31 protein-coding genes, 1 tRNA gene and 1 riboswitch are annotated in these 26,652 nt (G+C 66.7%); of the genes, 18 read left to right on the top strand and 14 right to left on the bottom strand.

The window, feature by feature from the left end; translation table 11 throughout:
• Nucleotides 1-33 precede the first annotated feature (33 nt).
• Nucleotides 34-579, top strand: coding sequence for a DUF4124 domain-containing protein (locus N7590_RS00530; RefSeq protein WP_053449320.1), 546 nt, complete (start codon nt 34-36; stop codon nt 577-579).
• An 8-nt stretch (nt 580-587) separates the two neighbouring features.
• On the opposite strand, the gene N7590_RS00535 is transcribed toward N7590_RS00530, so the two are convergent.
• The gene (locus tag N7590_RS00535; RefSeq protein WP_230078961.1) at nt 588-1,157 is read right to left on the bottom strand and encodes a flavin reductase; all 570 of its coding nucleotides are present in this window, start codon (nt 1,155-1,157) and stop codon (nt 588-590) included.
• A gap of 178 nt (nt 1,158-1,335) precedes the next feature.
• On the opposite strand from N7590_RS00535, the gene N7590_RS00540 reads away from it, so the two are divergent.
• Both N7590_RS00540 and N7590_RS00545 read left to right on the top strand, forming a co-directional pair.
• Nucleotides 1,336-2,040, top strand: coding sequence for a winged helix-turn-helix domain-containing protein (locus N7590_RS00540; RefSeq protein ID WP_164240760.1), 705 nt, complete (start codon nt 1,336-1,338; stop codon nt 2,038-2,040).
• A 125-nt stretch (nt 2,041-2,165) separates the two neighbouring features.
• Nucleotides 2,166-2,435 (top strand): hypothetical protein, encoded by a 270-nt coding sequence (locus N7590_RS00545; protein ID WP_008267735.1) that lies wholly within the window; start codon nt 2,166-2,168, stop codon nt 2,433-2,435.
• A gap of 15 nt (nt 2,436-2,450) precedes the next feature.
• Here N7590_RS00545 and N7590_RS00550 read toward each other — a convergent pair whose 3' ends face one another.
• A complete protein-coding gene (locus N7590_RS00550; protein WP_164240761.1) occupies nt 2,451-3,215 on the bottom strand; it encodes a thioesterase family protein in 765 nt (254 codons plus the stop codon).
• 147 nt (nt 3,216-3,362) lie between these two features.
• Nucleotides 3,363-4,439, bottom strand: coding sequence for a hypothetical protein (locus tag N7590_RS00555; RefSeq protein ID WP_164240770.1), 1,077 nt, complete (start codon nt 4,437-4,439; stop codon nt 3,363-3,365).
• 221 nt (nt 4,440-4,660) lie between these two features.
• On the opposite strand from N7590_RS00555, the gene N7590_RS00560 reads away from it, so the two are divergent.
• Entirely contained in the window at nt 4,661-5,494 is an 834-nt protein-coding gene (locus N7590_RS00560) for an AraC family transcriptional regulator (RefSeq protein ID WP_053449324.1), read from the top strand.
• A gap of 3 nt (nt 5,495-5,497) precedes the next feature.
• On the opposite strand, the gene crcB is transcribed toward N7590_RS00560, so the two are convergent.
• Nucleotides 5,498-5,890: a fluoride efflux transporter CrcB gene (crcB, locus tag N7590_RS00565; RefSeq protein WP_006430497.1), complete on the bottom strand. Its 393-nt coding sequence runs from the start codon at nt 5,888-5,890 to the stop codon at nt 5,498-5,500.
• An 82-nt stretch (nt 5,891-5,972) separates the two neighbouring features.
• Nucleotides 5,973-6,035: riboswitch (Fluoride riboswitch) on the bottom strand.
• A gap of 22 nt (nt 6,036-6,057) precedes the next feature.
• Nucleotides 6,058-6,459, bottom strand: a complete 402-nt coding sequence (locus tag N7590_RS00570; protein WP_040008084.1) for an XRE family transcriptional regulator — start codon at nt 6,457-6,459, stop codon at nt 6,058-6,060.
• Nucleotides 6,460-6,570: 111 nt separating this feature from the next.
• Here N7590_RS00570 and N7590_RS00575 point away from each other — a divergent pair, with 111 nt between their 5' ends.
• Together N7590_RS00575 and N7590_RS00580 are read left to right on the top strand one after the other, a co-directional pair.
• Entirely contained in the window at nt 6,571-6,780 is a 210-nt protein-coding gene (locus N7590_RS00575) for a hypothetical protein (protein ID WP_080376007.1), read from the top strand.
• A gap of 353 nt (nt 6,781-7,133) precedes the next feature.
• Nucleotides 7,134-7,370, top strand: coding sequence for a hypothetical protein (locus N7590_RS00580; RefSeq protein WP_008267971.1), 237 nt, complete (start codon nt 7,134-7,136; stop codon nt 7,368-7,370).
• A 1-nt stretch (nt 7,371) separates the two neighbouring features.
• On the opposite strand, the gene N7590_RS00585 is transcribed toward N7590_RS00580, so the two are convergent.
• Together N7590_RS00585 and N7590_RS00590 are read right to left on the bottom strand one after the other, a co-directional pair.
• Nucleotides 7,372-8,421 (bottom strand): 4Fe-4S dicluster domain-containing protein, encoded by a 1,050-nt coding sequence (locus tag N7590_RS00585; RefSeq protein ID WP_053511149.1) that lies wholly within the window; start codon nt 8,419-8,421, stop codon nt 7,372-7,374.
• Nucleotides 8,418-8,705, bottom strand: a complete 288-nt coding sequence (locus N7590_RS00590; protein ID WP_053449326.1) for a hypothetical protein — start codon at nt 8,703-8,705, stop codon at nt 8,418-8,420. Before N7590_RS00590 ends, N7590_RS00585 begins: the two co-directional genes overlap by 4 nt.
• A 178-nt stretch (nt 8,706-8,883) precedes the next feature.
• On the opposite strand from N7590_RS00590, the gene N7590_RS00595 reads away from it, so the two are divergent.
• Nucleotides 8,884-9,324: a group III truncated hemoglobin gene (locus N7590_RS00595; RefSeq protein WP_053511164.1), complete on the top strand. Its 441-nt coding sequence runs from the start codon at nt 8,884-8,886 to the stop codon at nt 9,322-9,324.
• Nucleotides 9,325-9,368: 44 nt separating this feature from the next.
• Entirely contained in the window at nt 9,369-10,778 is a 1,410-nt protein-coding gene (gene hemN / locus N7590_RS00600) for an oxygen-independent coproporphyrinogen III oxidase (protein WP_053511161.1), read from the top strand.
• 4 nt (nt 10,779-10,782) lie between these two features.
• Here the strand turns inward: hemN and N7590_RS00605 are convergent, their stop codons facing one another.
• Nucleotides 10,783-11,250, bottom strand: a complete 468-nt coding sequence (locus N7590_RS00605) for a hypothetical protein (RefSeq protein ID WP_164240762.1) — start codon at nt 11,248-11,250, stop codon at nt 10,783-10,785.
• Between the two features lie 56 nt (nt 11,251-11,306).
• A tRNA-Leu gene (locus N7590_RS00610) sits at nt 11,307-11,393 on the bottom strand.
• Between the two features lie 131 nt (nt 11,394-11,524).
• Between N7590_RS00610 and N7590_RS00615 the strand changes: the two genes are divergently transcribed.
• The 4 genes from N7590_RS00615 (at nt 11,525) to N7590_RS00630 (ending at nt 15,629) form a co-directional block, all read left to right on the top strand.
• Nucleotides 11,525-11,959, top strand: coding sequence for a BLUF domain-containing protein (locus N7590_RS00615; RefSeq protein ID WP_053449328.1), 435 nt, complete (start codon nt 11,525-11,527; stop codon nt 11,957-11,959).
• A gap of 141 nt (nt 11,960-12,100) precedes the next feature.
• The gene (locus N7590_RS00620) at nt 12,101-13,387 is read left to right on the top strand and encodes a nucleotide sugar dehydrogenase (RefSeq protein ID WP_164240763.1); all 1,287 of its coding nucleotides are present in this window, start codon (nt 12,101-12,103) and stop codon (nt 13,385-13,387) included.
• Between the two features lie 55 nt (nt 13,388-13,442).
• Nucleotides 13,443-15,065 (top strand): FMN-binding glutamate synthase family protein, encoded by a 1,623-nt coding sequence (locus N7590_RS00625; RefSeq protein WP_164240764.1) that lies wholly within the window; start codon nt 13,443-13,445, stop codon nt 15,063-15,065.
• A 102-nt stretch (nt 15,066-15,167) separates the two neighbouring features.
• Nucleotides 15,168-15,629: a GNAT family N-acetyltransferase gene (locus tag N7590_RS00630; protein ID WP_164240765.1), complete on the top strand. Its 462-nt coding sequence runs from the start codon at nt 15,168-15,170 to the stop codon at nt 15,627-15,629.
• 92 nt (nt 15,630-15,721) lie between these two features.
• On the opposite strand, the gene N7590_RS00635 is transcribed toward N7590_RS00630, so the two are convergent.
• Nucleotides 15,722-16,969, bottom strand: a complete 1,248-nt coding sequence (locus N7590_RS00635) for a TIGR03862 family flavoprotein (RefSeq protein ID WP_164240766.1) — start codon at nt 16,967-16,969, stop codon at nt 15,722-15,724.
• Nucleotides 16,956-17,390 carry an FKBP-type peptidyl-prolyl cis-trans isomerase gene (locus N7590_RS00640; protein WP_053449332.1) on the bottom strand — a complete coding sequence of 145 codons (435 nt, stop codon included), beginning with the start codon at nt 17,388-17,390 and terminating at the stop codon, nt 16,956-16,958. The genes N7590_RS00635 and N7590_RS00640 overlap by 14 nt, the downstream gene beginning before the upstream one ends.
• Before the next feature lie 70 nt (nt 17,391-17,460).
• Here N7590_RS00640 and N7590_RS00645 point away from each other — a divergent pair, with 70 nt between their 5' ends.
• The 4 genes from N7590_RS00645 to N7590_RS00660 all read left to right on the top strand — a co-directional run bounded on the left by N7590_RS00645 (nt 17,461) and on the right by N7590_RS00660 (nt 20,664).
• Complete coding sequence (locus tag N7590_RS00645; RefSeq protein ID WP_164240767.1) at nt 17,461-17,826, top strand: DUF6164 family protein; 366 nt, start codon at nt 17,461-17,463, stop codon at nt 17,824-17,826.
• 300 nt (nt 17,827-18,126) lie between these two features.
• Nucleotides 18,127-18,894 carry a sulfurtransferase gene (locus tag N7590_RS00650; protein ID WP_053449333.1) on the top strand — a complete coding sequence of 256 codons (768 nt, stop codon included), beginning with the start codon at nt 18,127-18,129 and terminating at the stop codon, nt 18,892-18,894.
• Between the two features lie 208 nt (nt 18,895-19,102).
• Nucleotides 19,103-20,098 (top strand): LLM class flavin-dependent oxidoreductase, encoded by a 996-nt coding sequence (locus N7590_RS00655; protein WP_164240768.1) that lies wholly within the window; start codon nt 19,103-19,105, stop codon nt 20,096-20,098.
• A 68-nt stretch (nt 20,099-20,166) separates the two neighbouring features.
• Nucleotides 20,167-20,664, top strand: a complete 498-nt coding sequence (locus N7590_RS00660) for a pyridoxamine 5'-phosphate oxidase family protein (protein ID WP_053511135.1) — start codon at nt 20,167-20,169, stop codon at nt 20,662-20,664.
• 92 nt (nt 20,665-20,756) lie between these two features.
• On the opposite strand, the gene N7590_RS00665 is transcribed toward N7590_RS00660, so the two are convergent.
• Both N7590_RS00665 and N7590_RS00670 read right to left on the bottom strand, forming a co-directional pair.
• A complete protein-coding gene (locus N7590_RS00665; RefSeq protein WP_053511133.1) occupies nt 20,757-21,416 on the bottom strand; it encodes an exopolysaccharide biosynthesis protein in 660 nt (219 codons plus the stop codon).
• Nucleotides 21,400-22,704: a hemolysin family protein gene (locus N7590_RS00670; RefSeq protein ID WP_053449337.1), complete on the bottom strand. Its 1,305-nt coding sequence runs from the start codon at nt 22,702-22,704 to the stop codon at nt 21,400-21,402. The genes N7590_RS00665 and N7590_RS00670 overlap by 17 nt, the downstream gene beginning before the upstream one ends.
• A gap of 292 nt (nt 22,705-22,996) precedes the next feature.
• On the opposite strand from N7590_RS00670, the gene N7590_RS00675 reads away from it, so the two are divergent.
• Both N7590_RS00675 and N7590_RS00680 read left to right on the top strand, forming a co-directional pair.
• Nucleotides 22,997-23,623 carry a DUF47 family protein gene (locus tag N7590_RS00675; RefSeq protein ID WP_006431321.1) on the top strand — a complete coding sequence of 209 codons (627 nt, stop codon included), beginning with the start codon at nt 22,997-22,999 and terminating at the stop codon, nt 23,621-23,623.
• Nucleotides 23,624-23,636: 13 nt separating this feature from the next.
• Entirely contained in the window at nt 23,637-24,758 is a 1,122-nt protein-coding gene (locus N7590_RS00680) for an inorganic phosphate transporter (protein WP_006431323.1), read from the top strand.
• A 335-nt stretch (nt 24,759-25,093) separates the two neighbouring features.
• On the opposite strand, the gene N7590_RS00685 is transcribed toward N7590_RS00680, so the two are convergent.
• Nucleotides 25,094-26,590: a S10 family peptidase gene (locus N7590_RS00685; RefSeq protein ID WP_164242670.1), complete on the bottom strand. Its 1,497-nt coding sequence runs from the start codon at nt 26,588-26,590 to the stop codon at nt 25,094-25,096.
• Nucleotides 26,591-26,652 lie beyond the last annotated feature (62 nt).

Genomic DNA, 26,652 nt, shown 5'->3' on the forward strand with positions numbered 1-26,652 from the left:
GGTGATCCATTGCGAACCAGGGAGAGGTGAGGGATGAAGGGAATTCTGCTTGCGGTAGCCCTGATGGCGGGTAGCGCGCCGCTGGCGTCGGCCCAGGTCTACAAATGCAAGGGCGCATCCGGGGAAACGGTGTACAGCCAGAATCCGTGCGCGGCCGGTGCTGAGCCGATGAAGCTGCGGTCCACCCGTCCCTCGACCGAATCTGCGGGGGAGGCGTCGAACCGCGCCGCCGTGTACCAGAACACCGCGCTGGCGGACGCCGGTATCGCCGAGCGCAACTGCGTGCAGGGCGAGCGCTCCCGCATCTACGGCCCGTTGGAGTCACGCAGCCAACAGGTGGGCCGCCAGATCGCTGAACTGAACCGGCAACTGGCTACGGCCGGCACCAACCTCGCTGGTGCCACCCAGGATTCAGGCATTCGTGCACAGATCGCCAGCCTGCAGCAGTCGATGAGTGCGGAGCGGGTTGCCGCGGACACCCAGATGTCGAACGCACGCGAGCAGTGCGCTGCGACCCGCCGCGAACGGGAGCGCTCGGTGCGCGACACGTTCAGCAACACGCCCGCGACCACGCGCTGATCCGCCCGCTACGCCGGAGCCCGCTCCGGCGTCTGCGCCCGGAAGTTGCGCGCGACGGGTTCGCCGACGCCCAGGTAGTGGCGGAACAGATAGATCAGCGGTTTCCAGCGTGCCACGTCAATATGCTGCGTGCCGGCCTGGGTGATGTCCTCATGGGCATGCACGCAGCGGATCCGCCCCTCGGCAATCACGAAGCCCTGCCCATCGTCATCGCTTGGGGGCTGCATTGCCATCATCGTGACTTCCACCTGCAGCGGGCATTCGGCAATGGTCGCAGGTGCCACCTGAGCGGACGGCACGGCGCTGAATCCGCCCAGCGCGAATTTGTCGCGGATATGCACATAGCCCATCGCCTGCTTGGCATCGGGCACCGGGTCGCGCCCGGTCGCGCGTGCGATGGCTTCCACCTGCGCGGCCTGGGTGTGGCACGGGAAGTTCAACACGCACTCGTTGCGCAGCTGAAGGTTGCGATAGCCCTGGCCCTGCGTTCCCAGGCCCAGCACCACCCGGTTGCCCAGCGCCCAGAACGAAGAGAGCGGGCTGATGTTGCTGCTGCCATCGGGATTGAGCGTGGTCATCAACACGACTGGCGTTCCCGGGTACAGGACCGAAGGTGTGATGCGTCGGCGTCGGATCGAAGGGCGGGTCACAGCAGTTCTCGCGTGAAACGGGACGGCCACTGTGCGCCGGGGAAGGCGGATGATGCTTCGGCCTGCATCGAACTGTCGGCCGGGCCTTGCATGCCACAATGCCGGCATGGTCCACACCCCCGGTTCCCTTGTCAGTGTCGGCGCCCTGGTCGGTGACCAGGCACGCGCCGCGATGCTGCTGCAGCTGATGGATGGCCGCGCCTACACCGCGATGGAACTGGCACGTGTGGCCGGGGTGACGCCGCAGACGGCGAGCACGCATCTGCGTCGCCTGATCGAAGGCGATCTGCTGGTCGCCATCCCGCAGGGCCGCCATCGCTACCATCGGCTGGCGTCCACCGAGGTCGCGGACATGCTGGAAGGTATCCTGCGGGTTGCCGACCGCACGCCATCCTGCACCGCTGCTGCGTCGCGCAGCATGCCGGCGTTGCGCAAGGCACGCTCGTGCTACCGGCACCTGGCCGGTGTACATGCCGTGGCCATTACCGAATGCCTGCTGCAGGCCGGGCACCTGCTTGCGTTCGAGGACCATTGGGGGGTGAGTGCAGAGGGCGCCGTATTCCTGGCGCAACTCGGCCAGCCGCTGGCCGAGGTGTTGCAGCGCCCCGCGACCGGCAAGCCCGCACGCTATTGCCGGGGCTGCCTGGATTGCACGGAGCGGCGCCCGCATCTGGCCGGGCTGGTCGGTGAGGCGATGCTGGACAGCTTCGTGAAGAATGACTGGCTGCGGCGCGTTGAAGGTCGGCGCGAACTTCGGCTGACACCGACGGGGCGCGAGGCGCTGTGGAAGCGGTTCGGCCTGGCAACCTGAGCTGTACCAGCCAGTCTCATCCGACCGCGACATGGGGAGGCGCTATGGTCAGGTTCGAAGTCTTAGGGAGCTGCAATGGCGAGCAAGGACATGATGGACCGCAATACGCCGCCGGAATGCCGGCGATGAGCAAATCCGCTGCGGAAGTACGCTGGCTGACGTTCCGGCTGATGAACGGCCAGTCGATCGGGCCCGACCGGTTGAAGGATGGGTGGGTGATCGCTTCGGAGACCCGGCACTGCGGGGTGCGTCGCGAGGCCATCGAAGGTGCGGGCGTGGTCTACGCGCTGTACGCACCGGCCAATCTGGCCTCGCCGCGCCGCGCGGAAATGCGCATGCGCGAGTTCCTGATGAGTTCGGGTTACACCTTCACCATGGGTACGCTGGGCGGCTGACGCCGCCCATTGCATTTACGGGCGCACCGTCAGCGCCTGGCCGAGTGTTCCGATCGGGCCGCGTGCATCATGCAGCACGGTGCTGGTCAGGCCGATGCCCTGGCGGCCGAACGACACCGACGTGTCGAAGCCCAGCCACTCGCCTTCGGGCACGCCGAACAGGTGAGCGGTGAGATCCAGGTTCGGGAAGGCCACCTCCTTCGGATCGGCACGTACCGCCATGCCGTTGGACAGGTCGAACAGCGTCGCGGCGCGGGCCAATGGGCTGACCGTCTCGCTATCCAGCAGCGGCTGCGTTGCGCGCGCCCAGTAGGTTGCGCGGCCGGGCCCCTGATCGTGGCGACGGATCTCGATGCTCTGGATGAAGCCACCGGGCCAGACCGTGCCCGGGTCCCATGCCGGCATCGACTCCGGTGGAGTTATGCCTGGAATCGGCGTGCCGGCGATGGCCTCGGTGTCATTCGGGCGCATCAACCAGGCGCGCGCGCGCAGAGCCGGGCGATCGTCATGCCGCAGCGTGGCCTCGACCAGTTCGATGGTGCGGCCGCTTCGCAGCACCTGTACGTCGGCCTCCATCGCTTCGATCGGAATGGTGCCGAGGATGTCGTAGGACAGGCGCGCGATCAGGAAGCCATGGCCCCGCGCCGCGGCATCACGCTCCAGGTGGTGGGCGAGCAGGCCGATCGCCGGCGCGATGTGCTGCTCGCGGATGTTCCAGGCGCCGCCGGTATGTTCGGTCGGCAGGTAGCGGGTTTCGCTCAGTCGTTTGAAGAAGGCCATCGGGTGCGTTGCTTCAGCAGGGAAGGGCGGCGGCAGGAACTCCACCGGTCTCTGCATCGTAAGCGTTCGGCACCGCACCGGGCGGAGCCGGCTCCCGCAGGAGCAGTCTTTCCAGCGCGGTCTTGACGTTCCGCGACACGCGTTGTTTCACCGCTGTGCAGCCTTCAACGCTTCGACCACGTCGGCTTCAGAGAAGCCGCAATGCCCTTCGCCCGCCGCAGGCAACACCCGTGGCAAGGGCCGTGCGCCGGCGCGCGCGGCCAGCTGCGGATACACCGCCTGCATGCGCGGCACGATGGTGGGATCGTTGTGGTTGAACTGGATCACCAGCGGGCGCTTCAAGGCGCCGCTCAGTGCCAGCGTCGTGCGCACATCGGCCTGCGCGGCAGGCACGGCGTCGACACGCTGCACACCGGCATTGAACGCCGTATCGTCACCGAAGCCACGGTAGACCATCCCCGTGTTGCCCACCGGCATGCCGCCACTGCGCGTGGCCAGTTCGTGCAGGACCAGTGCGTGCAGGCTGATCGTACCGGCCAGCGCATCCGTAGAGACCTGCAACTGCCTGGCCAGCACGGCGGCATGTTCCGGTTCCCGCTGCAGCGCGCTGGCAATGCCTTGATACAGGGCTGCCTGTGGCAGCGCGGCCGCTTCCGCCGAGGCCAGCCCAGCAGCTGGCAGGCCTTCCGCTTCGGGGAAGAAGTAATCGAACGCGACCAGTGTGGTCAGCAGGTCGGCGGCGATCTGCTCGCCACTGAGGTTGGCGCCGCAAAGCGAGGCGCCCCCGGCGTAGTGCTGCGGATATCGCTCGAGGCTGGCGATGGCCACCGCGCCGCCCATCGAGAACCCGAGCAGCCAGGTGTGGCGCACGCGCTTGAGTTCGTCCAGCGCGTGCTGGCGCAGGCGCTCCATGTCGGTGATCGCATCGGCCACGGCCCAGCCTTGGCTGGAATACGCGCTCTGCGCGACGGCGTAACCGGCGGCCAGCAGTGTTGCGGTGCTGTCGTTGGCGGTCATCGGTGTGGTGCGCGGCACGCCCACCGGCTCATAGCCATGCGCCAGCATCACCAGGTCGCCATTCCAGCTGGCCGGCACGTCCAGGCGCCACGGCGCTCCCTGCAGTTCGCCACTGAGCGCGCGTGGTGCAGTGGCTGGCGCGGCCAGCAACGATGTCGACGGCAGCAGCAGGCCGAGAGCGATGGCGCAACGAAGCAAGCAACGCATCATGGTCGTTCCATCCGGGAATGGCGCCGAGCATAGATGCCCCGGGAGTGTTGCGCGCGCTGCATTGCCGCAGGGAAGTGCCGGTCGGTCGCGCGGTCGTCACGGCCATGCAGCCTTCGCGGCACTTCCAGGTAGGGCCGCCGGCCGGTTCGCCCAATGACGTGGTGAATCCGATACGATCCGTCGTATTGAAGCAGTGCCGCTTGATCTGGAGTCCCGTCATGGTTGATCGTCTCGCCATCCTGCTCGAACGCTTCGCGGTCACCGCCTCGGTGTTCCATGCCGGCGCGTTGTGCGGCATCAATACCCTGGAAGGCGAGGATGAGGCCGGCCAGCTGCACCTGGTGCGGCGGGGACCGCTGCAGGTCAGCCATGGCCAGCAGACGGTGCAGGTCGAGGCTCCCAGCCTGTTGCTGTACCCCCGGCCGATGCCCCACCGGTTCATTACCGACCCGCAGCTTGGCGCCGACATGGCCTGCGCCAACCTGCATTTCGAAGGCGGCCGGCTCAATCCAATCAGCGCTGCGCTGCCCGATTTCATCTGCCTGCCGCTGGCCGACCTGTACGGCGGCCATGCCGCGCTGGAGCTGCTGTTCGAAGAGGCCTTCGAGCAGCGCTGCGGGCGGGCGGCAATGGTCAACCGCCTGTTCGAGGTGGTGATGATCCAGGTACTGCGCCAGCTGATGGAAGGTGGCGAGATGCGCGGTGGCCTGTTCGCCGGGCTCGGCCACCCACGTCTGCGGTTGGCGCTGGTGGCGATGCACGCAGCGCCGGCACAGGCGTGGACGCTGGAAGACCTGGCCGATGTGGCGGGCATGTCGCGCAGCGTATTCGCGGCCAGTTTCCGTGAGGCGATGGGTACTACGCCGGGGCACTACCTGCAGGGCTGGCGGGTGGGGTTGGCCCAGCAGGCACTGCGCCAGGGCCGTCCCTTGAAGCGGATTGCCGATGACGTCGGTTATGGCAGCGAGGCGGCCCTGTCGCGCGCGTTCAAGGCACACACCGGGCAGTCGCCACGGGAATGGCGTGTGCAGGCGCGCGCCAGCGCGGCCTGATCGTCAGCCCAGCACCAGCCGGGCCAGCTTCATGCCGCCGAACAGGCCGGCCAGGCCCAGTGCCACCGAACCCCCGGCATACAATGCTGCCAGCCCATGCTGGCCGCGCTGCAGCAGCAGGCCGATCTCCAGCGCATAGGTCGAGAACGTGGTGTAGCCGCCGAGAATGCCGGTGGCCAGCAGCAGCCGCAGCTGCGGCGAGGCGCCATTGCGCAGGGCGAAGGCCTCGACCACCACGCCCATCAGCAGCGCGCCGCTGATGTTGATCAGGAAGGTCGACCAGGGCCAGGGACTGCCGACGGCCACGCGGGCGCCGATCAGGTTGCAGGCGTGGCGCAGGCAGGCACCCAGGCCGCCTCCGATGAAGACCAGGAAATAATTGTTCAATGCTTGCATCGCGTGCCTCGAGTGCGGGTTCGCAGGTCCGATGGCGAACGCCGAGGGCAGGCACGGCCTGCCGTCGACGAACACCGGGTTCGTCTTGGCAGGAGCCATCAGCCCTTCCAGGCGGTTATCGGGGAGCTCCATCCCCATCGCGGGCCATGCTACCAGCGGCAGTGCGTTTACGTCATCGAGGTCGTCAGTACGCGGGCGACCTTGCTGCGGCTGAAGCCATCCATCAGCAGCTCGAACGCGAGCAGGTCCAGCGCGGCATGGCGGCGGTGGTCGATTTCCAGCCCGTTCTCGGCCACCAGGTGGCTGACCAGCTCGTAGGCGTCCTGCCAGACATCCAGATGGGCCTGGCTGGGGATGTAGGCATTGCCGGGTTCGCCTACGCCGCGCCCGGTCACCCCGTACAGCAGTTCGCGCGCGTCCAGCTTGGCCGCATCGGCGATGCGGAACAGCTGTGCGGCCTTCACATGGGAAGCGCTCACATGGTCATTGAGCCAGTTGCTGATGGTTGCCGTTGTGGATTTGGCGGCGCGGGCCAGGTCGGCCGGGCGAGGGTGCCCGGCTTTCTTCATGGCGGCGGCGAGTCGTTGGCCGAGAGTATTCATCTATGCAAGCCAGCTTAACGCGTGGAATGCCAAGAATCCTTGCCGCGAGAATAAGTCTGGTTAACAGAAGAACCGACCGTGACCGAATTCTGGAGCAAACGGCAGGTGCGTACCCGGCTGGGACTGAGGACCGATGCCGAACTGGCCCGCTTCTTTGGCATAAGCCGATCCGCAGTGTCGCAATGGCCTAAGGACCTTCCGATTCCTGCCCTGCGGCAGTACATCCTGCGTCAGCGCTACCCGCATCTGTTCCCTGCAACCGACGCGCCAGGCAGCGAATCCATCTGATCTGCGCCGTCTTTTGTCGCATCTAGCACGCTAAGCGCCATTTGCTAAGTAGACTTAGCAAAATGGGCAAATTCAATGGGTCGAAAGAACTCAATCAGTGTCATCAATAGAAGTTCGGCGTCTGTCGGCCGGAGGGCACGTCGGGTTCAACCCATCCGGCGCCACCGGGACAGCGTATGTAGTTTTGTGAACGATTAATAATTTCGATCACGAAAGTCGGTGCATGTAATTGACCTGTCGTGAAATCTATGACTAATTGGCATCAACCGGACGTGAAGCCCGGGAGTCTTTCAGTAGCACGCAAGTGAGTCGGTAGACCGTCAACAATGCAGAACAAGTCCAACGGAGGTCGTATGGAATACGGCATGCATGGCTTGGCTGAACGGGTACGCCGCGAACTGGAAGCCAGCTATCACAAACACGGATGCGGTCCGGCGTTCTGGGATACCTACCAGCAGGTGCTGGATCGTCTGGTCCCGCAGGGGACCGAGCGCACCGAAGTCACCAACGAAATGGCGCTGATCATCGAGCAGCTGGGCATTGTCCGCCGTGCACAGCTGGTCCCGCCGCACGCCGACGGGCCGCGCTGATTCAGAGCAGGCGCCAGCCGCCGCAGGCAAGCAGCGCCAGCAGCAGAGACAGCAGGGCCAGGGTTCGCGGTCGCCACCAGCGCCGCGGCTGGCCGGTCATGACCTGCGGACTGCAGTAGCGCAGCAGCCCCCGGCCGAAACCGGCCCGGTGCTGGTGCTGTGCGCAGGCTTCCAGGCAGGCGCCGCAGGCCAGGCAATCGGCCTGCGGCCCCTGGCGGATGTCCAGCTGCATCGGGCAGGCGCTGACACACGCGGCGCAGTCGGTGCAGTCCCCCAGGCGGTCTGCGCTGAAGGTTGGCATCGGTCCTGCCAGCAGCGGATGCGCGGCGCGGAACACATAGTCCTGCGCGGTGGTCGGGTCGAGCAGGCCACGGCCGCGACCGAGCACGCCGCCCAGGCCGGATGGGCGCGGTCCGCGCGGCTCGCCGCGGCGCGCGTCATACAGGACACGCGGTGTATGCGGATCGGTCAGCAGTGGCTGCATGCGTGCGAACGGGCACAGCGAACGGCAGACCTGCTCGCGCAGGAAACCGGCATTGCCCCAGGTGGCAGCGGCGTAGAACAGTACCCAGAACGTTTCCCAGCCACTCCAGGCGGCGTGCGGCGCGGCAGCCACCAGCCCGGCGATCGGGCTGAACAGGCCGACAAAGGTGATTCCGGTCCACAGCGACAGCAGGCCCCATGCAAGCTGCGTGGCCGGCCGCGCCAGTGCCGGCGGCAGTGCCCGGGACACGGTGTGGCCGATCCAGTCGAAGGCACCTCTCCACAGCGTCTGGGGGCAGGCATGGCCGCACCAGATGCGTCCGGCCAGATGAGTGAGCAGTGCAAGGCTCACCGCCAGCACTGCCAACAGGCCAATCAGCACTCCCACATCACCCGGCCACAGCGTCCAGCCGAACAGGTCGAAGCGCCGGGCATTGATGTCCAGCAGCACGGCCTGATGACCGTCCCAGCGCAACCAGGGCAGCGCATAGAACAGTGCCAGCAGGCCTGCGCTGAGGATGCCGCGCCAGTGCCGCGGGCGCGGCGTCGTGGGGCAGGGCGTACTCATCCCAGTGGCAGCTCGTCGTCGTCGTCGCTCGGCATCGGCCGTTGCAGGTACCAGGTAACCGCGCTGGACAGCGCCGTCACCGTCCAGAACATGAAAAAGCCTGCGGTATAGCCCAGCTCGCGGCTGATGGTGGTTCCCGGGAAGCTGATGGCCTGCAGGCGCAACGGATCGACGAAGGCGAAGAACACCATGCTGGCCACGCCAGCGGCGATGAAGCTGGGCCAGAGGATGGCGCCCCAATGCTGGATCAGCTGCTGGCGGCGGCTGAGGGAGGGTCTGTTCATGCTGTCCCGGATTGATAAGTGGGCGGCGCGTATACTCCGCCTGGTCCGGCGCAGCATCCGCAGGGCATGCTTCCTGCAAGCGTGCCAGCCTAGGGGCAGCGAACTGCGCCGACATTGATCTGGATCAACGGCGGTGCCGGCCGGCTGCGGCACACTGCCGGCACGCTTTGGGTACCCGATGAACGCCACGCCTCCGCCTGTCCTCCCCGTTGCCTCGCCCCAGTTGTGTACCGAGCAGGACGTGACCCGCCTGGTCCACGACTTCTATGCGCGCGTGCGCGAAGAAGAGCGGTTGGGGCCGGTGTTCGAAGCGCATGTCCACGACTGGCCGGAGCACCTGGCGCAGCTGGTCGACTTCTGGTCGGCGATGCTGCGCGCTACCCGCCGCTTCAAGGGCTCGCCGATGTCCAAGCACATGGCCATCGAGCTGGACAAGGACCTGTTCGACCGCTGGCTGGTGCTGTTCCGCATCACCACCGCCGAATGCAACAACCCGCCGATGCAGGCGCTGGCCAACGACGTGGCCGCACGCATCGGTGACACCTTCTGGAAGCGCTACCAGATGCTGCGCTGGCCGCAGGTCGGCCTGCCGGTGCTGGGCAGCCCTGCCAAGGATTGATCTGGGTCAAGGCGGTCACGGCCGCCCGGCGCGATGCTGGCGCCATGGACACGTTCTCTCCCGCTGCCGGCGGCCTGGCCTGGACCTTCGACCCCGACCTGTTGCGCCGCCACGATCGGCCCGGGCCGCGCTACACCTCGTACCCGACCGCGCCGCATTTCCACGACGGCTTCGACGCGCCGGCACTGCGCCAGGCGATCGCCGACAGCAACCAGCTGGCCCGCGCGCTGTCGCTGTACGTGCACGTGCCATTCTGTTCCAGCCCCTGCTTCTACTGCGGCTGCAACCGGGTGATCACCCGCGATCGCGGCCGTAGCCACAGCTACGTCTCGCGCGTGCTGGCCGAGGCCGACCTGCTGGCGCCGCAGTTCGAGGACGGCCGTGAGGTCATCCAGCTGCATCTGGGCGGTGGCACGCCGAACTTCCTCGATGCAGAGGCGATGACCACCCTGGTGGAAGGCCTGCGCCGCCGCTTCGATTTCAGCGATTCGCCACAGCGTGATTTCTCGATCGAACTGGACCCGCGCTTCATCGATTCCCACGACGTCGCCATGCTGGCGCGGCTGGGTTTCAACCGCGCCAGCCTGGGTGTGCAGGACTTTGATCCGCACGTACAGGAGTCGATCAACCGCATACAGGGCGTGCAGCAGACGCTGGATATCCTGCAGGCCTGCCGCGACAGTGGCATGCGCTCGGTCAACGTCGACCTGATCTATGGCCTTCCCGGGCAGAGCCTGGAGGGGTTCGGCCGTACCCTTGAGCGGGTGCTGGCGCTGCGCCCGGATCGCCTGGCGGTGTATGGCTACGCACACCTGCCGCACCTGTTCCGCGCACAGAAGCAGATCGACGAACGCCGCTTGCCGTCGCCGGAGGACAAGCTGGCGCTGCTGGGCCTTGCAGTGGAGAAGCTCTCCGCCGCCGGCTACCAGTACATCGGCATGGATCACTTCGCGTTGCCGGAAGAGGATCTGTCACGCGCGCAGCGCGCCGGCCAGCTGCATCGAAATTTCATGGGGTACACCACCCACGCCGATACCGATCTGCTCGGCCTGGGCGTGAGTGCGATCAGCCACATTGGTGCCACCTACAGCCAGAATCCGCGCGACCTGCCCTCGTGGGAGGACGCCGTGGACCAGGGCCAGCTGCCGGTCTGGCGCGGCGTGGCATTGAGCGCCGACGACCAGCTGCGCGCGGAACTGATCCAGCAGCTGATGTGCCAGGGCCAGGTGGATGGCGCTGTGCTGGGCCAGCGCCACGGCGTGGATTTCGAGCGGTACTTCGCCGAAGACCTGCGGTCGGTGCAGCGGCTGCAGGAGGACGGCCTGGCGGAATACCGCGAGGGCGTGGTGCGTGCCAGCGAGCCGGGACGGCCGCTGCTGCGGCTGCTGGCGATGTGCTTCGATCCGTACCTGCGCGCGGCGCATGAGCAGCCGCGCTACTCGCGTGCGATCTGAACGCTCAGCGCTTCTTGCCGAAGCCGCGCTCCGGATGCCTGGTCGCCATGCCGCCGCTGGCGGTGGTACGCCAGTTGCCGCTCAGGTCCTGCACGCTGGTCGAGTACGAACCATCGCTGTACTCGGTGCGCCACCTGCCGCTCAGGTCGCGTGTGCTGGTCGAGCGGGCACCGTTGCTGTACTGGGTGATGATCCTGCCGCTCAGATCGGTGGTGGTGTCGGAGTAGCTGCCGTCGCTGTAGGTGGTGCGCTTGCGTCCGCTGAGATCGGTCGTGGTGACCGAGCGGCTGCCGTTGCTGTGCTCGGCGATCACGCGTTTGGACAGATCACGTGTGATGCGGGTGGACGAACCATCGCTGTGGCGGATGTCCATGCTGCCATCGCGATTGCGACGGGTATCGGAGTGCGACTGAGCCAACGCTGGAAGACTGGCGGTGCAGAGCAGGGCAAGCATCAGGGTAGACAGCTTCATGTGCGGGTTCCTTGTGCAGTGCCCCGAAGGGCGCACGCCATCCTGCGCTGCGATGTTGGTGCCCGGAGCCGGAATCGAACCGGCATGGGGTTGCCCCCGGCGGATTTTAAGTCCGATGCGTCTACCAGTTTCGCCATCCGGGCCTGCAGCGCGGCGCCGATTGTAGCCCACCCACAGCGCTGTGGCCTGATCCTCCAGAGGGAGCGGCGTGCTTAACTGTCGTTCCTATTCATGTCATAGTCCCAGCCATCGTTCCCAGGGGGGGAGCCACCTGATGTCGCTACACGCGATTGCCTATGCCAGTGAGGCCCGTGCCGATCTGCAGACAACCGATCTTGATCGCCTGTTGGCCGATGCCACGGCATTCAATCGCGTAGCGGGTGTCACCGGTGTCCTGATGTTCGATGGGACGCGTTTCCTGCAGTATCTGGAAGGCCCGGAAGATGGCATCGATTCGGTGTTCCAGCGCATCGTCAATGCGCGCAGCCATGGACAGGTGAAGATGCTGTGCCGCGCACCGGTGCTGCAGCGGGCGTTTCCGCGCTGGTCGATGGGTACCCGCAGGATCGAGGCGGACCTGCTGACACAGATTGTCGAGGCGGCATGGCCGGGCTTCCTGCTTGGCAGCGGCGGCTTCGAACGCCTGCTGCAGGCCTGGACCGGCGCAGACGGCGAGCTCGAGCCGGCGGCGGTCGCGCTGGGTTCCTGAGTCCGCCTTGGCGACGACGCGTCGGGGCCTTAGGCTGTAGCCTTTCTGGTGTGGGTTTCCCGGAGTGGTACAGCGAATGAGTGTGTGGGCCGAAGCCATGGCAGCGCGTGCGCGGTTGCACCCCCTGCAGGGAGTGCGCCGATGAGTGTGCCGGTTGCAGCAGCCGTGGCGCCACGTTTCGCGGTGATCGGCCTTGGGTACGTCGGCCTGCCGCTGGCGGTGGCCTTCGGCCGGCATTGGCCGACGCTGGGTTTCGATATCGATGCCGGCCGTCTGGCCGAGCTGCGCAGCGGCCAGGACCACACGCTGGAAGTGCAGGCCGACGAACTGGCCAGCGCGCATCAACTGCAGTACGGCAGCGATCCGGCCCTGCTTGATGCCTGCAATGTCTATATCGTTACGGTGCCGACCCCGATTGATGCCTACGAGCAGCCCGATCTGGAGCCGCTGCGTTCGGCCACCCGCCTGATCGCCAGCCATCTGCGCGAGGGCGATCTGGTGATCTACGAATCCACGGTGTATCCGGGCACCACGGAGGAAGTCTGCGTGCCGCTGCTGGAGCAGGGCTCGGGCCTGCGCTTCAACCAGGATTTCTTCTGCGGCTACAGCCCGGAACGGGTCAGCCCCGGTGATCGGCAGCGGCGCCTGTCCGACATCCGCAAGATCACCTCCGGTTCAACGCCAGAAGCCGCTGCGGTGATCGATGGCCTGTACCAGCGCATCATCGCGGCCGGTACGTTTCCGGCACCGTCGATGCGCGTGGCCGAAGCGGCCAAGGTGGTCGAGAACATCCAGCGCGACGTCAACATCGCACTGGTCAACGAGCTCGCGTTGATCTTCGATCGGCTCGGCATCGATACCCAGGATGTGCTCGATGCGGCGGGCAGCAAGTGGAACTTCCTGCCGTTCCGCCCCGGCCTGGTCGGTGGCCATTGCATCGGCGTGGACCCGTATTACCTGCTGCACAAATCCGAGAGCGTGGGCTACCACCCGGACCTGATCCATACCGCGCGGCAGGTCAACAACCGCGTCGGCGAGCACGTGGCGGCGCGGGTGCTGGCGATGCTGGCCGAGCGTGGCCGTGTGCCGGCACAGGCACGGATCCTGGTGCTGGGCGTGACCTTCAAGGAGGATTGCCCTGACCTGCGCAACAGCCGCGCGCTGGAGCTTGCGCAGCGCCTGCGTGACGCCGGTGCGCGGGTTGAAGTCAGTGACCCGTGGGTCGGCCCGGCGGTGCTGGCCGATGAGGGTGTGCACTGGCTGGCCGAACCGCTGGCGGGAAGCTATGACGCGGTGGTGCTGGCGGTGGCCCATGCCCGTTTCAAGGCGATGGATGAAGCCCAGATCCGGGGCCTGCTGGCCCCCGGGGGACTGGTCTACGACGTGAAGTCGGCCTGGCCGCGCAACGTGGTTGACGATCGCCTGTAAACCCGGCGGACGGGCAGCGCGGTAGACTCGGGGGCAGTTGCAACCGAGGAAAGCCATGCACCGGTATATCGTCTACCTGCTCGCCATCCTGATGTTCCCGATATGCCTGTGGCTGGCCACGATCTGGCCGGCCTGGTACTGGGGCGTCGGCCTGACTGCCGCGATGGTGGCGCTGGGGACCTGGGATCTGCTGCAGAAGCGCAGCACGCTGCGCCGCAACTATCCGGTGATGGCGCATTTCCGCTATGGCCTGGAGTCGATCGGCCCGGAGATCCGTCAGTACTTCGTGCAGAGCGACCTGGAAGACGTGCCGTTCTCGCGGCAACAGCGGGCGTTGATCTACCAGCGCGCCAAGAACGAGATGGACACGGTGCCGTTCGGTACCCTGCGCAGCACCTATGCGGTGGACTACGAGTGGATCAACCATTCGCTGGCACCCACCTCCATCGCCAAGCACGATTTCCGCGTGTTGATCGGCGCCAACTGCGCCAAGCCCTATTCGGCCAGCGTGTTCAACATCTCGGCGATGAGCTTCGGCTCGCTGTCGGCCAATGCGATCCGTGCGTTGAACGAAGGCGCGCGCCGCGGTGGCTTCTACCACGACACCGGCGAAGGCTCGATCTCGCCCTACCATCGCGAGATGGGCGGCGATCTGGTCTGGGAAATCGGCTCCGGCTATTTCGGTTGCCGTGATGAGAAGGGCGCCTTCAGCGAAGAGCGCTTCGTCGCCAATGCCACCCACGATCAGGTCAAGATGATCGAGATCAAGCTGTCGCAGGGTGCCAAGCCGGGCCACGGTGGCGTGCTGCCGGCACCGAAGGTGACCGCCGAGATCTCGGTGACCCGTGGCGTGCCGATGGGCGTGGACTGCGTGTCGCCTTCGCGTCACTCGGCGTTCTCGACGCCTGTCGAGCTGCTGCAGTTCGTCGCGCGGCTGCGCGAGTTGTCCGGTGGCAAACCGGTGGGTTTCAAGCTGGCCATCGGCCACCCCTGGGAATGGTTCGGTATCGCCAAGGCGATGCAGGAAACCGGTCTGCTTCCCGACTTCATCGTGGTCGACGGTGCCGAGGGCGGCACCGGTGCGGCGCCGGCCGAGTTCGTCGACCACGTCGGCGTGCCGATGCACGAAGCGCTGCTGCTGGTGCACAACACGCTGGTTGGCCTGGATCTGCGTGAGCGCATCCGCATCGGCGCGGCCGGCAAGATCATCAGTGCATTCGACATCGCGCGCACCATCGCACTGGGCGCCGACTGGTGCAATGCCGGGCGTGGCTTCATGTTCGCGCTGGGTTGCATCCAGTCGTTGAGCTGCCACACCGACAAGTGCCCGACCGGTATTGCCACCCAGAACCCGGCGCGCTGGAAGCATCTGGACGCACCAGACAAGGCCACGCGCGTGCACAGCTACCACGAGCACACACTGCATGCCTTGAAGGAACTGCTGTGCGCGGCCGGCCTGAACGATCCGGCCGAACTGGGGCCTGAGCACATCCTGCGTCGCGTTTCGCCGGTCGAGATCCGTTCGCTTGCCTCCTTGTACCGCTACCTGGAACCGGGCGAGCTGCTGCACAAGGTGCCCGACCACGCGGTGTTCCATGCGTTCTGGGCCGATGCGCGCAGCGACTCGTTCCAGCCGCCGCCGAAGATCCAGGCACTGCGCGCCAGCAAGTCGCGGTAGCTGCCGTTGTAGAGTCGAGCCATGCTCGACTGCACTTTGGTGAGAGATCCCGATGTCGGATGGAACCGCAGTCGAGCAAGCTCGACTCTACGAGGAGATGTCATGCAGTTCAGAACAGGCACGGCCGATGATGTAGCCACGCTGTGGGCGCTGCGCACGCGGTGCGTGCGCGAGACCTGCAGCAGCCATTACCCGCCGGAGGTGATCGCGCCCTGGTCGGCCTCGCCACCGCCGTCGCAGTACGCGCGGCTGCTGGGGCAGGGCGGTTGCGTGGTGGCCGAAGATGCGCAGGGCGCGCTGCTCGGCTTCGGCGTGTTCGATACCGATGCCAATGAAGTCGATGCGTTGTTCGTTGATCCGGACCGGGGCGGCAAGGGAATCGGCCAGGCCCTGATGCAGCGCCTGCTGGCGATGGCCGACCGTGAGCGTGACGTGGTGCTGTCGGCCTCGCTCAATGCCGTGCCGTTCTATCAACGGCAGGGCTTCATTACCGTGCGCGAGGAAGCCTACCCGCATCCCAGCGGCGTGGCGCTGGCCTCGGTGAGCATGCGCCGGCCATGGTGAGCGCCCGGCAATTGCAGAGTCGAGCCATGCTCGACTGCTTTATCGCCTGAATCAAATGCAGTCGAGCATGGCTCGGCTCTACAGTTCGGGCGTCACCGCCCGGCCAACCATCCGATCACACCTTCCGCCGCACGCAGGCCGCTGGCGTAACAGGCAGTAAGAAGATAGCCGCCGGTCGGGGCCTCCCAATCGAGCATCTCGCCGGCACAGAACGCGCCAGGCAAGGCCCGCAGCATCAGGCCATCATCCAGTGCATCCAGGCGTACGCCGCCGGCCGTGCTGATCACTTCGGCCATCGGTCGTGGCCGCAGCAGGCGCAGCGGCAGGCGCTTGAGCGTGGAGGCCACGGCAGGCAGATCGTTGCCGGCCTCCTTGCCGAGGATCTCGAACACCAGCGCCGCCTTCACCGCATCCAGGCCGGCCTGCCGGCGCAGGTGCTCGCCGAAGCTGCGGCCCTTGCGCGGGCGAGACAGGTCGGCCAGCAGCCGTGCCTCGTCGCGGCCCGGCGCAAGGTCCAGCCAGAGCATGGCGTGGCCATCGCGGTTGATGGTCTCGCGCAGGTCAGCCGCCAGCGCGTAGATCAGGCTGCCTTCGATACCGTACTCGCTGGCCACGCATTCGCCCTGCAGCGACTGCGGCTGTCCGGCCAGGTCGATCCAGTGCGCGACCACCGGCTTCAACGGTGCGCCGGCATTGCGCTGGGCGAAGAACGGGGTCCAGTCCACGTCGAAACCGCAATTGGCCGACTGCAGAGGCGCAATGTCCACGCCACGCGCCTGCAGAGGCGCGACCCAGGCGCCATCACTGCCCAGCTGCGGCCAGCTGCCGCCGCCCATTGCCAGTACGGTGGCATCGGCGTGTACATCGATCTCGCCTGCTTCGGTGGCGAAGCGCAGCGCGCCGTCGTCGTTCCAGCCGATCCAGCGATGGTTGGCATGCAGGCGTACGCCTTGTTCCTTCAGCCGGCGCACCCAGCCGCGCAGCAGTGGCGCGGCCTTGCGGTCGACCGGGAACACGCGGCCGGAGCTGCCCACGTAGGTCTCCACACCGAAACTGGCGGCCCACTCACGCAGCGCCTGCGCGTCGAAGCCGTCCAGCCACTGGCCGACGGCAGCCGCCTGCTCGCGGTAACGGCTGTCGAACAGCGGCCGCGGATCGGAATGGGTGAGGTTGAGCCCGCCCTTGCCGGCAATCAGGAACTTGCGGCCGGGCGAACCCTTGGCCTCGTACAGGTCGACGTCCAGCCCGGCCGCACGCAGGCGCTCGGCGGCGAACAGGCCGGCCGGGCCACCGCCGATCACGGCGACCCGACACTGCGCTGCGGTATTACGGTTTGACATCGAGCAGCTCGACGTCGAACACCAGCGACGAGCCGGCCGGAATCGGACCGACCCGGCGGTCGCCGTAGCCGTAGTCCGGGGGGATCATCAACGTGCGCTTGCCGCCGACCTTCATGCCGGCCACGCCTTCATCCCAGCCGCGGATGACCTGGCCGGCGCCGAGTGCGAAAGTGAACGGTTCGCCACGGCTGACCGAGCTGTCGAAGGTCTTGCCGTGCTTGGTCTCGGTGCGGTTGTCGTAGATCCAGCCAGTGTAGTGCACGGTGACCTTGCTGCCGGCGACAGCCTCGGCACCGGTGCCGGGCACGCTGTCGATGCGCTCGAAGGTGGTCAGGGTGCCGCCCGGCGGCGGGCCGGAGGGCCCGGTCGAGCAGCCAGCGGCGGCGAGGGACAGCAGCAGGGGAAGCAGCAGGCGGCGCATCGGGCGTCTCCGGAAGGGCGCAGGGCGAGGGCGGCAAGGGTAGCGCATCGGTGCCGGGTATCATGGGGGCATGGCAAAATTCCTGCTCAATCTGCGCAACGTCGGCGACGACGAATATGCCGATGTCTGCACCCTGCTGGATCAGCATGGCATCGCGTGGTATCGCACCGAACCCAGCCCCTGGGGCATCTCCAACGGCGGCCTGTGGCTGCGCGAGGATGCCGATCATCCGCGTGCGAAGGCGCTGATGGCCGAGTACCAGGCCGCGCGCGGCGAGCGCGTGCGTGCAGAACGCGAGCAGGCGCTGCGTGATGGCACGGCGGAGACCTTCGGCAGCCTGTTGCGGCGGCGCCCGGTGTTCGTGGTGCTGGTGCTGCTGGGGATGGCGGGCGCGGCGGCGCTGGTGCTGCTGCCGTTCATGCTGTTGCGGGGGTAAAGGGGGCTTCCGGCCGGGTTGCACCCGGCACCCGGTGCCCGGTATCCGGTAGTGCCGGCCGCTGGCCGGCAACAGCAAAAGCAAAAGCTGGATTCCGTGGGATGGTGCGGCGGTGTGGGCAGGCGGGGGACGGCAAAAACTGCTCCTGCGTGCCTCGTAGAGCGCCATCCATGGCGCTCTGCGCCCCCGCCTGCCCACACCGCCCCGCCCCTGACAGGTTCATGAGCTTTGTAGATCCACGCGGTGCGTGGATGAACGGGCAAGTCTGCTCCTGGGATGGTCTGGCGCTAAAATGGCGGGATGATCGCCAATACCGCCGCCTACCATTTCGCCGTCATCGACGCTCCCCAGGTCCTGTGCGACCAGCTGCTGGCGCGGGCCGAGGCGGCTGGGCTGCGGGGCACGATCCTGGTGGCGGGCGAGGGGCTGAACCTGTTCCTGGCCGGTGCGCCGAAGTCGGTCGAGGGCTTCTATGCGGCGCTGCACGCCGATGCGCGTTTTGCCGATATGCGGGTCAAGACCAGCCTCAGCGAGCACCAGCCATTTGCGCGGCTGAAGGCCAAGGTGAAGGACGAGATCATCAGCTTCCGCCGCGATGACGGCCAGCCGCTGGAGTACCCGCGCGCTCCGGCGGTCGATCCGGCCACGGTGCAGCGCTGGCTGCGGCAGGGCCACGATGACGTCGGCAAGCCGGTGGTGATGCTCGACACCCGCAACCTGCAGGAAGTGGAGTACGGCACCTTCAAGGATGCGCTGGTGCTGCCCATCCACAAGTTCACCGACCTGCCCGAGGCGCTGGCGCCGCACCGCGAGGCGTTGAAGGGCAGCACCGTGGTCAGCTTCTGCACCGGCGGTATCCGCTGCGAGAAGGCCGCACTGTGGATGGTCAACGACGGCATGGACAACGTGCTGCAGCTCGACGGCGGCATCCTCGGCTATTTCGAGGACGTCGGTGGCGAGGGCTACGAAGGCCGCTGTTTCGTGTTCGACGAGCGCGTGGCGCTGGATGCCGAGCTGAAGCCGATGGTCGACCAGCCACTGCCCGAGCCGCGCCCCAGCGCGTTCTGACTACACATTGGTAGAGCCGGCCGCTGGCCGGCTGCAAGGGCTGTCTGTCTGCCGGCCAGCGGCCGGCACTACCCGACACGCGTGGCGCCCCGGGCCATGTCCGGCGGGCTCTGAACCCATTCCGCAGGAATCAGCATCCCGCCACCGTCACTGGCCGCCGCGCCTGGCCGACCCCATGCATGGGAAATCCTGTGACGGAAAACCGCTGATGATCCCGTTGTCGATTCTCGACCTGGCCCCGGTCTGCGAGGGCAGTGACACCACCGCCGCCTTCGCCAACATGCTGGAACTGGCCCAGCACGCCGATGCGCTGGGCTACCGCCGCTACTGGCTGGCCGAACATCACAACATGCCCGGCATCGCCAGCGCGGCCACGGCCGTGCTGATCGGCCACGTCGCCGGTGGCACCAAGCGCATCCGCGTCGGTGCCGGCGGCATCATGCTGCCCAATCACGCGCCGCTGCAGGTGGCCGAACAGTTCGGCACGCTGGCCTCGCTGTATCCCGACCGCATCGACCTCGGCCTGGGTCGGGCGCCCGGCACCGACCAGCCCACCGCACGCGCCCTGCGCCGCTACTTCGACAGTGCCGACCAGTTCCCGCAGGACGTGCGCGAGCTGCTGCACTACTTCGAGCCGGTGCAACCCGGCCAGGCCGTGCAGGCGGTTCCCGGCGGCGGCCTGCGCGTACCGACCTGGATACTGGGTTCGAGCCTGTTCGGTGCGCGCATGGCCGCCTCGATGGGCCTGCCGTACGCGTTCGCCTCGCATTTCGCCCCTGACGTGATGGACGAAGCGCTGGCGGTCTATCGCCGCGAGTTCCGCCCCTCGGCCACGCTGAAGCAGCCGCACGCGATGCTGGCGCTGAACGTCGTTGCCAGCGACAGCGAAGCCGAGTCGCGCCGCCTGTTCACCAGCCAGCAGCAGAGTTTCGTCAACCTGCGGCGTGGTCGCCCCGGCAAGATCCCGGCACCGATCGATGACATCGAATCCTTCTGGGAGCCGCACGAAAAGCTCGGCGTTGAGCGCGCGCTGGCCTGCACCGTGCTGGGTGATCCGCAGCAGGTGGCCGAGGGCATCGCAGCGTTTGTCGAGCGCCACAGGCCCGACGAACTGATGCTCACCGCCAACCTGTATGACCACCGCGCACGCCTGCGTTCATTCGAACTGGCGATGCACGCCTGGCATGCCCGCCACGCGGGCTGAACACTTGCGTCACGGGCTGTTGCAGCCACACCGCGTCTGATGGGGGCTCATCCCAATGGAGCTCCCCCATGGCCGATTCCCGCGCCGAACACATCGCCCAGCTGGCCGAACTGATCAAGGACGTGGAGGTGGCGATGTTCACCACCACCGGGGTCGATGGCCGCCTCTACAGCCGGCCGCTGGCCACCCAGCAGGTCGCCTTCGAGGGTGCCCTGTGGTTCGTCATCACCGCCGACAGCCCGAAGGTGGCCGAGATCGCGCTCGATCCGCGGGTGAACGTGGCCTATGCCTCGCCTTCCAAAAACACATATGTGTCGGTGTCCGGCCGCGCTCGCGTGGTGGATGATCGCGCGAAGATCGAGGAACTGTGGTCGCCTGCAATGAAGCTGTTCTTCCCTGGCGGCAAGGAGGATCCCAACCTGCGCCTGATCCATGTGCGGGCCGATTCGGCCGAGTACTGGGATGGCCCGGGTACGCTGCTGGGCAAGGCGCTGACGTTCGTGTTGTCGGCGGTGCAGGACGAACCGGGACAGTTGGCCGACAACGGATTCATCGACCTGCGCTGATGACCGATGCCCGGTACCGGTAGTGCCGGCCGTTGGCCGGCAATCCAGCAAACGTGGCAGCCGGCCAGCGGCCGGCTCTACCGGGTTCCGGTTCAGAACCAGCGCTGGAACAGCTCCACCGTGTAGCCCACCAGTTGCCCGGAACTGAAACCAAAGAACGCGATGGCCGCCAGCGCGGCAATCCAGTTGAACAGCATCAGCGCGCCATCGCGTTCCAGCAATGCCAGCGCGAACAGCAGCAGCTGGAAGCCGAACAGGAAGTTGGTGAACGGGATCGGCAGCGAAAGCAGAACGCCCAGCAGCACCAGCAGCAGGCCGGTGAACGCGTGCGCCGGCAGCGGGGTCAGCAGCTGCGGCAAGCGCGGTTTCAGCATCTTGTCCAGGCGCCGCAGCGGGCGGTCGATGCGGTCGAGGAAGCGGTGCATGGTGCCGCGCTTCGGCCCGCGGCGGGCGATGAAGCCGGGCAGCCAGGGGCGGCGCAGGCAGCACAGCATCTGCAGGCCGATCAGGATCACCAGCGGGCCGCTGACCGCGCCGCCCATGCCCGGGATCGGGATGAACGACGGCAGGATCGCCACGAACAGGAATACGCCGAACGCGCTCTGTTGCAGGTTGCACAGGATCTGGCCGAGCGGCATGTGCTCGGCCGGGTCGCCGGAGGCGAACATTTCCAGCAGGGTGCGGATGCCCTCGTTGCGGTAGGCCGGGCGCTCGGCGCCCGGACCCTGGCCGGCCTCAGGCGGTAAGCTCATCGGCCTGCTCGTCGGACAGCGTGCGCAGCAGCAGTTTGTCCACCCGCGCACCGTCCAGGTCGACGACCTCGAAGCGCCAGCCGGCCCAGTCGAAGTATTCGCCGGCGTGTGGGATGCGGCCGAAGTAGTGGATGCACATGCCGGCCAGCGTGTAGTAGTCGCCGTCCTCGGCATCGGGCAGGTCGTTGCTGCCGATCAGCTCGCGCAGGTCCTCGATCGGCAGCGAGCCATCCACCAGCAGCGAGCCGTCCTCGCGGGTCACGACCAGCGCATCCTCGTCGGCGTTCTCCACCGCCTGCAGGCGACCGACCACGGCCCCCATCAGGTCGCTGATGGTCACCAGGCCCTGGATCTCGCCGTACTCGTCCACCACCAGCGCCATCGACTGCTGTTCCTCGCGGAAGATCTCCAGCAGCTTCATCGCATGGGTCGATTCGGAAACGTACAGCGGCTCGCGCAGGGTCTGGAACAGCGCGGTGTCGCCGCGCGCCATGCGCGTGGCCAGCGACTTCAGCTCAAGCACGCCGACCACGTCCATGTCGTTGTCGCGGTACACCGGGTACCGCGAGAACTCATGCTCGGCCATGATTTCCAGGTTGCGCTCCAGCCCGGCCTGGGTGTCGAGCCAGGCAATGCGGTTGCGCGGGGTCATCAGGCTGTCGGCGGTGCGGTCGCCCAGGCGCATGACACGGTTCATCATGTCGCGCTCGTGGGCATCGATCACGCCGGCCTCATGGCTTTCGGCCACCAGCATGCGGATCTCTTCTTCGGTCACCGAGGCGACTTCATCCTTGCCCAGGCCGAACAGCCGCAGCACCAGCTGGGTGGTCCTGGACAGCAGCCACACGAAGGGAAGGGCCAGTTTGGCCAGCCAGCTCATCGGCATCGCCACCAGGCCGGCAATGGCCTCCGAACGGGTCAGCGCTAGGCGCTTGGGAACCAGTTCGCCGAAGATCAGGGTGATGAAGGTGATCAGGCTGACCGCCAGCGCAGTGCCGACGTTGCCAGCGTAGGCAAAGCCCGGCATCAGGCCCTGGATCCAGCCGGCGAAGGCCTCGCCCAGCGCTTCACCGCCGAGGTAGCCGGTCAGCACGCCGATCACGGTGATGCCGATCTGCACGGTGGACAGGAAGCTCTCCGGCTTTTCCGACAGCTCCAGTGCCTTGGCGGCCCGCTTGGAGGTGGCGGCCATCTGCTTCAGGCGGCTCTTGCGCGAGGTCATGACCGACATCTCGGACATGGCGAAGAAGCCGTTCAGCAGAACAAGCGCGAAGACAATCAGGATCATTTCAAACACGGGCGTCGTCCCCGGTTGGTGGCAGGGAGGGCGGGTGCTTGCGATGGCGGCTGGCGCTCAGGAGCGGGGTCCGGCGCGGCGCTGGGGGATAAGGGTCGTCGTCCATAAGGTGCGCCCGAAGGCGCGCTGGCATCTTAGCAAAGGGGCGTGGCAGGGTGGCAACTGCCTGTTCAGGTTGGGCGGGCCAAGGCCCGGAAAGGGGGCAGGGATACCCGAGATGGTCATCTAGCCGTCATAATTCCATCTGGTGCCGTCCTTCCCGCGACGGCTGACAGGTTTCTCAATGTTCTCTCTGCAGACCATTTTCGGTTCCGGCAAACAGTTCTACACCCTGCTCGATGAGGCTGCCGTCGCGGCTTCCGACGCCGCCAAGGCGCTGCATTCCATGCTGCGCGAGGCCGACCGCCAGCCGGCGCTGGACGCTTTCAAGCTGGCCCGCCTGCGCGAACGCGCGGCCTCGGACAAGATCAGCCAGGCGCTGGTGGACAGCTTCATGACCCCGATCGAGCGCGAAGACATCGAAGCGCTGGGTTCGGCGCTGTACAAGATTCCCAAGCAGATCGAGAAGTTCGCCGATCGCTATTCGCTGGCCACGACCCACCTGGAGCACATCGACTTCGCGCCGCGCGCGGCGATGCTGGAGCAGGCTGCCAGTGTGGTGGTGGAGATGGTGGCGGACCTGCGCCACATGAACCTGGACCGGATGACCGCGCTCAACGAGAAGCTGCGCTCGCTGGAGAACGAGGCCGACCGGCTGATGCTCGAGCTGTACCGCGACATCTATTCCGGCCGCCTGGACAACCTGCAGATGTTCCTGCTGAAGGAATTCTTCGAGATCCTGGAAAAGGCCATCGACCGCTGCCGCGAGGCGGGTGTGGTGGCATACCAGATCGTGTTGAAGAACAGCTGACGGACGCCGCCGCATGTTGACCCTTGTCCTGGTGGTGATCCTGGCCGCGCTCGTCTTCGAGTTCATCAACGGCTTCCACGACACTGCCAACTCCATTGCCACCGTGGTGGCGACCAAGGTGCTCTCGCCCGGCTGGGCGGTGATGCTGGCCGCCTTCATGAACCTCATCGGTGCACTGACCGGTACCGCGGTGGCGCTGACCATTGCTTCGGGCCTGCTCAACACCAACGTGGTCGACGTCACCCCGCAGGTGATCCTGTGCGCCCTGCTGGGCGGCATCATCTGGAACCTGATCACCTGGTGGAAGGGACTGCCGTCCTCGTCCTCGCACGCGCTGATCGGCGGCCTCTGCGGCGCTGGCCTGGCCGCTGCGCACAACAACTGGGACGCGCTGATCTGGTCCGAGCGCCTGGGCAGCTGGGCGCAGAACAAGGGCCTGCTGTGGAAGGTCTTCGTGCCGATGATCACCTCGCCGATCGCCGGCTTCCTGCTTGGCATCGTGGTGATGGTGCTGCTGTGGGGGCTGATCGCCGGCCTGGCCAAGATCGGTGGTGCCATCGGCCGCCTGGCCCGTCCACGCATCGTCAACGCGTTCTTCGGCAAGGCACAGATTGCCTCGGCGGCCTACATGGGCTTTGCCCACGGCCACAACGACGCGCAGAAGACCATGGGCATCATCGCGATGACCCTGATCGGTGCCGAAGCGACCGGCGCACTGAACGACCTGCCGTCGTGGCTGGCCTTCATGCACCCGGACGCCCATGCCGGTGACGGCATCGCGATGTGGATCGTGCTGACCTGCGCCGTGGTGATGGCCGCCGGTACCGCTTCGGGCGGCTGGAAGATCATCAAGACCCTGGGCCACAAGATGGTCAAGCTGCATCCGATCCACGGCTTCGCCGCGGAAACCAGCTCGGCCACCATCCTGACCCTGGCCGCCCACTTCGGCATGCCGGTCTCGACCACCCACAGCATCTCCACCGCGATCATGGGCGTCGGCTTCGCCAAGAACCCGCGTTCGCTGAAGTTCGGCGTGATCGAGCGCATCGTCTGGGCCTGGATCCTGACCATCCCGGCCGCCGGTGGCTGTGCCTACCTGATCCTGAAGCTGTTCGAGCTGTTCGGCTGGACCTGAGGCCAGCAGCCCGATAAACGAAAAAGCCCGCCGGCATCCGGCGGGCTTTTTTCATGGGCGGAGAATTTTTCCGCTTCCATCGTGTCGACCAAGGTCGACACCCACCAGCAACAGACGATCAACCACCCACCGACAGCTGCAGCAATCTGTCAGCGGCGGGGTGGGGTGGGGTTGCAGGACCGTTGGCGCCATGGATGGCGCCATCGAGCCCCCATGGATGGGTTCACGGCGTGTCCTGCAACCCCACCCCACCTCGCCAATCCACGGAAACCCAGCTTTTGCCGTTGCCGTTGCCGTCAGCGGGTGCCGGGCCGCAGGCCCGGCCGGGAACTCCCTCAGTTACGCTGGAACAGCGCCTGCACATCCCTGCGGAACGCCGCCTGGCTGTCCGTCCGGCTGTAGAACATGTGCCCGCCCGGATAGCTGCGCACCTGCACGCGATCCGGGTTGCTGCCCATCGCCGGCATCTGGTCCACGGTCAGGATCGATCCCATGAACGGGCACGACAGGTCGTTCCAGCCATGCACGATCAGCACCTGCAGATGCGGATCGATCGCCACCGCCTGCCGCAGCTGGGTCACCGCACCCTGGCGCAGCTCGCCATTGCGGTCCCACAGCCGGTTCACGTCGTAGTTCAGAGCCTGGTAGCGCGCATCCACCTTCCAGCCGACCACGCGGGTCACGAAGTCGACCATCGCCGTGGTGGTTGGCGCGATGATGCTGTCCAGCAGCGGATCATTGGCGCGCTGCTCCGGATCGTTCGGGAACGGATCGAATGCGGTCACGTTGGAATCGTAGCGACTGCCGAGCGTGCCCTTGTCGCGGAACACTTCGCGCAGGTAGGCCTGGGTCTCCAGGCGGCCGCCGGCGCGACGCACGAACTGTGGGTCGAGCCCGGTCAGCTCGGTCACCCGGCGCAGCATCGCTTCGGTCGCCTGCGGATCGCTGCGGCCCTTCATCAATGCGGTCGCGTAGTCGCCACGCGTGTACTCGACCACTTGGCGCATCGCTGCATCGGTCAGCCTGCCCTGGCGTTCAAGGTGCGCGGCGGCAATCGACGGCAGCGTCTGCATCCAGGCCATCGGCGAGACATCGGCGTTGTCTTCCAGGGTCGGGCTCAGATAGGGCGAGACCAGCACCAGGCCGTTCATCGCCACGCCCAGCCGGGTCTGCAGGAAGTGGGTGATGCGCGGACCGCGATAACCGCCATAGCTCTCGCCGGTCAGGTACTTGCGTGAGGCCATGCGCTGGTTGCGCAGCAGCCAGTCGTAGATCGAGCGCGACAGGTACTCGATGTCGGCGCTGGGGTTGTACAGCGCTTTCTTGGCTTCGTCATCGCCGATGCGTGCACGGCTGAAGCCGGTGCCGACCGGATCGATGAACACCAGGTCGGTGAAGTCCAGCCAGGTACCCGGATTGTCATGCAGGGTAGCCGGCGCCGAGGCGCTGTCGCCCTCCGAACCGAAGGTCACCACCTTGGGCCCGATCGCGCCCATGTTGAGGTAGACCGACGACGCGCCGGGCCCGCCATTGAGCGCGAAGGTCACCGGCCGGTCCTTGCCCGGCATCGTGTAGGCGGTGAACACCACGTCGGCGATCACCTTGCCCTTGGCATCGCGCACCGGCAGGGTGCCGACGGTGGCGGTGTAGTCCAGGGTGCGGCCGGCCAGGTGCATGCTCTGGCGTGCCGACGCATCGGCCGGCAGGGCGGGCGCTTCGGTCTTGTCGTCTTTCGGATCGGGCTTGGCCTCGGCGTCGGGCGCGGCCAGCACGCTGGCCGGGGCGATGAGCAGGCCGACGCAGAGCGCGGCGATATGCAGCAGGGACTTCATGGCACCGTTTCGGCAGCGGAAGGGGGTTCCGATGCTAGGCCGGGGAGGGCCGCGCCGTATGT

It is taken from the genome of Stenotrophomonas sp. GD04024 (assembly GCF_029837545.1).
Lineage (GTDB): Bacteria > Pseudomonadota > Gammaproteobacteria > Xanthomonadales > Xanthomonadaceae > Stenotrophomonas > Stenotrophomonas forensis.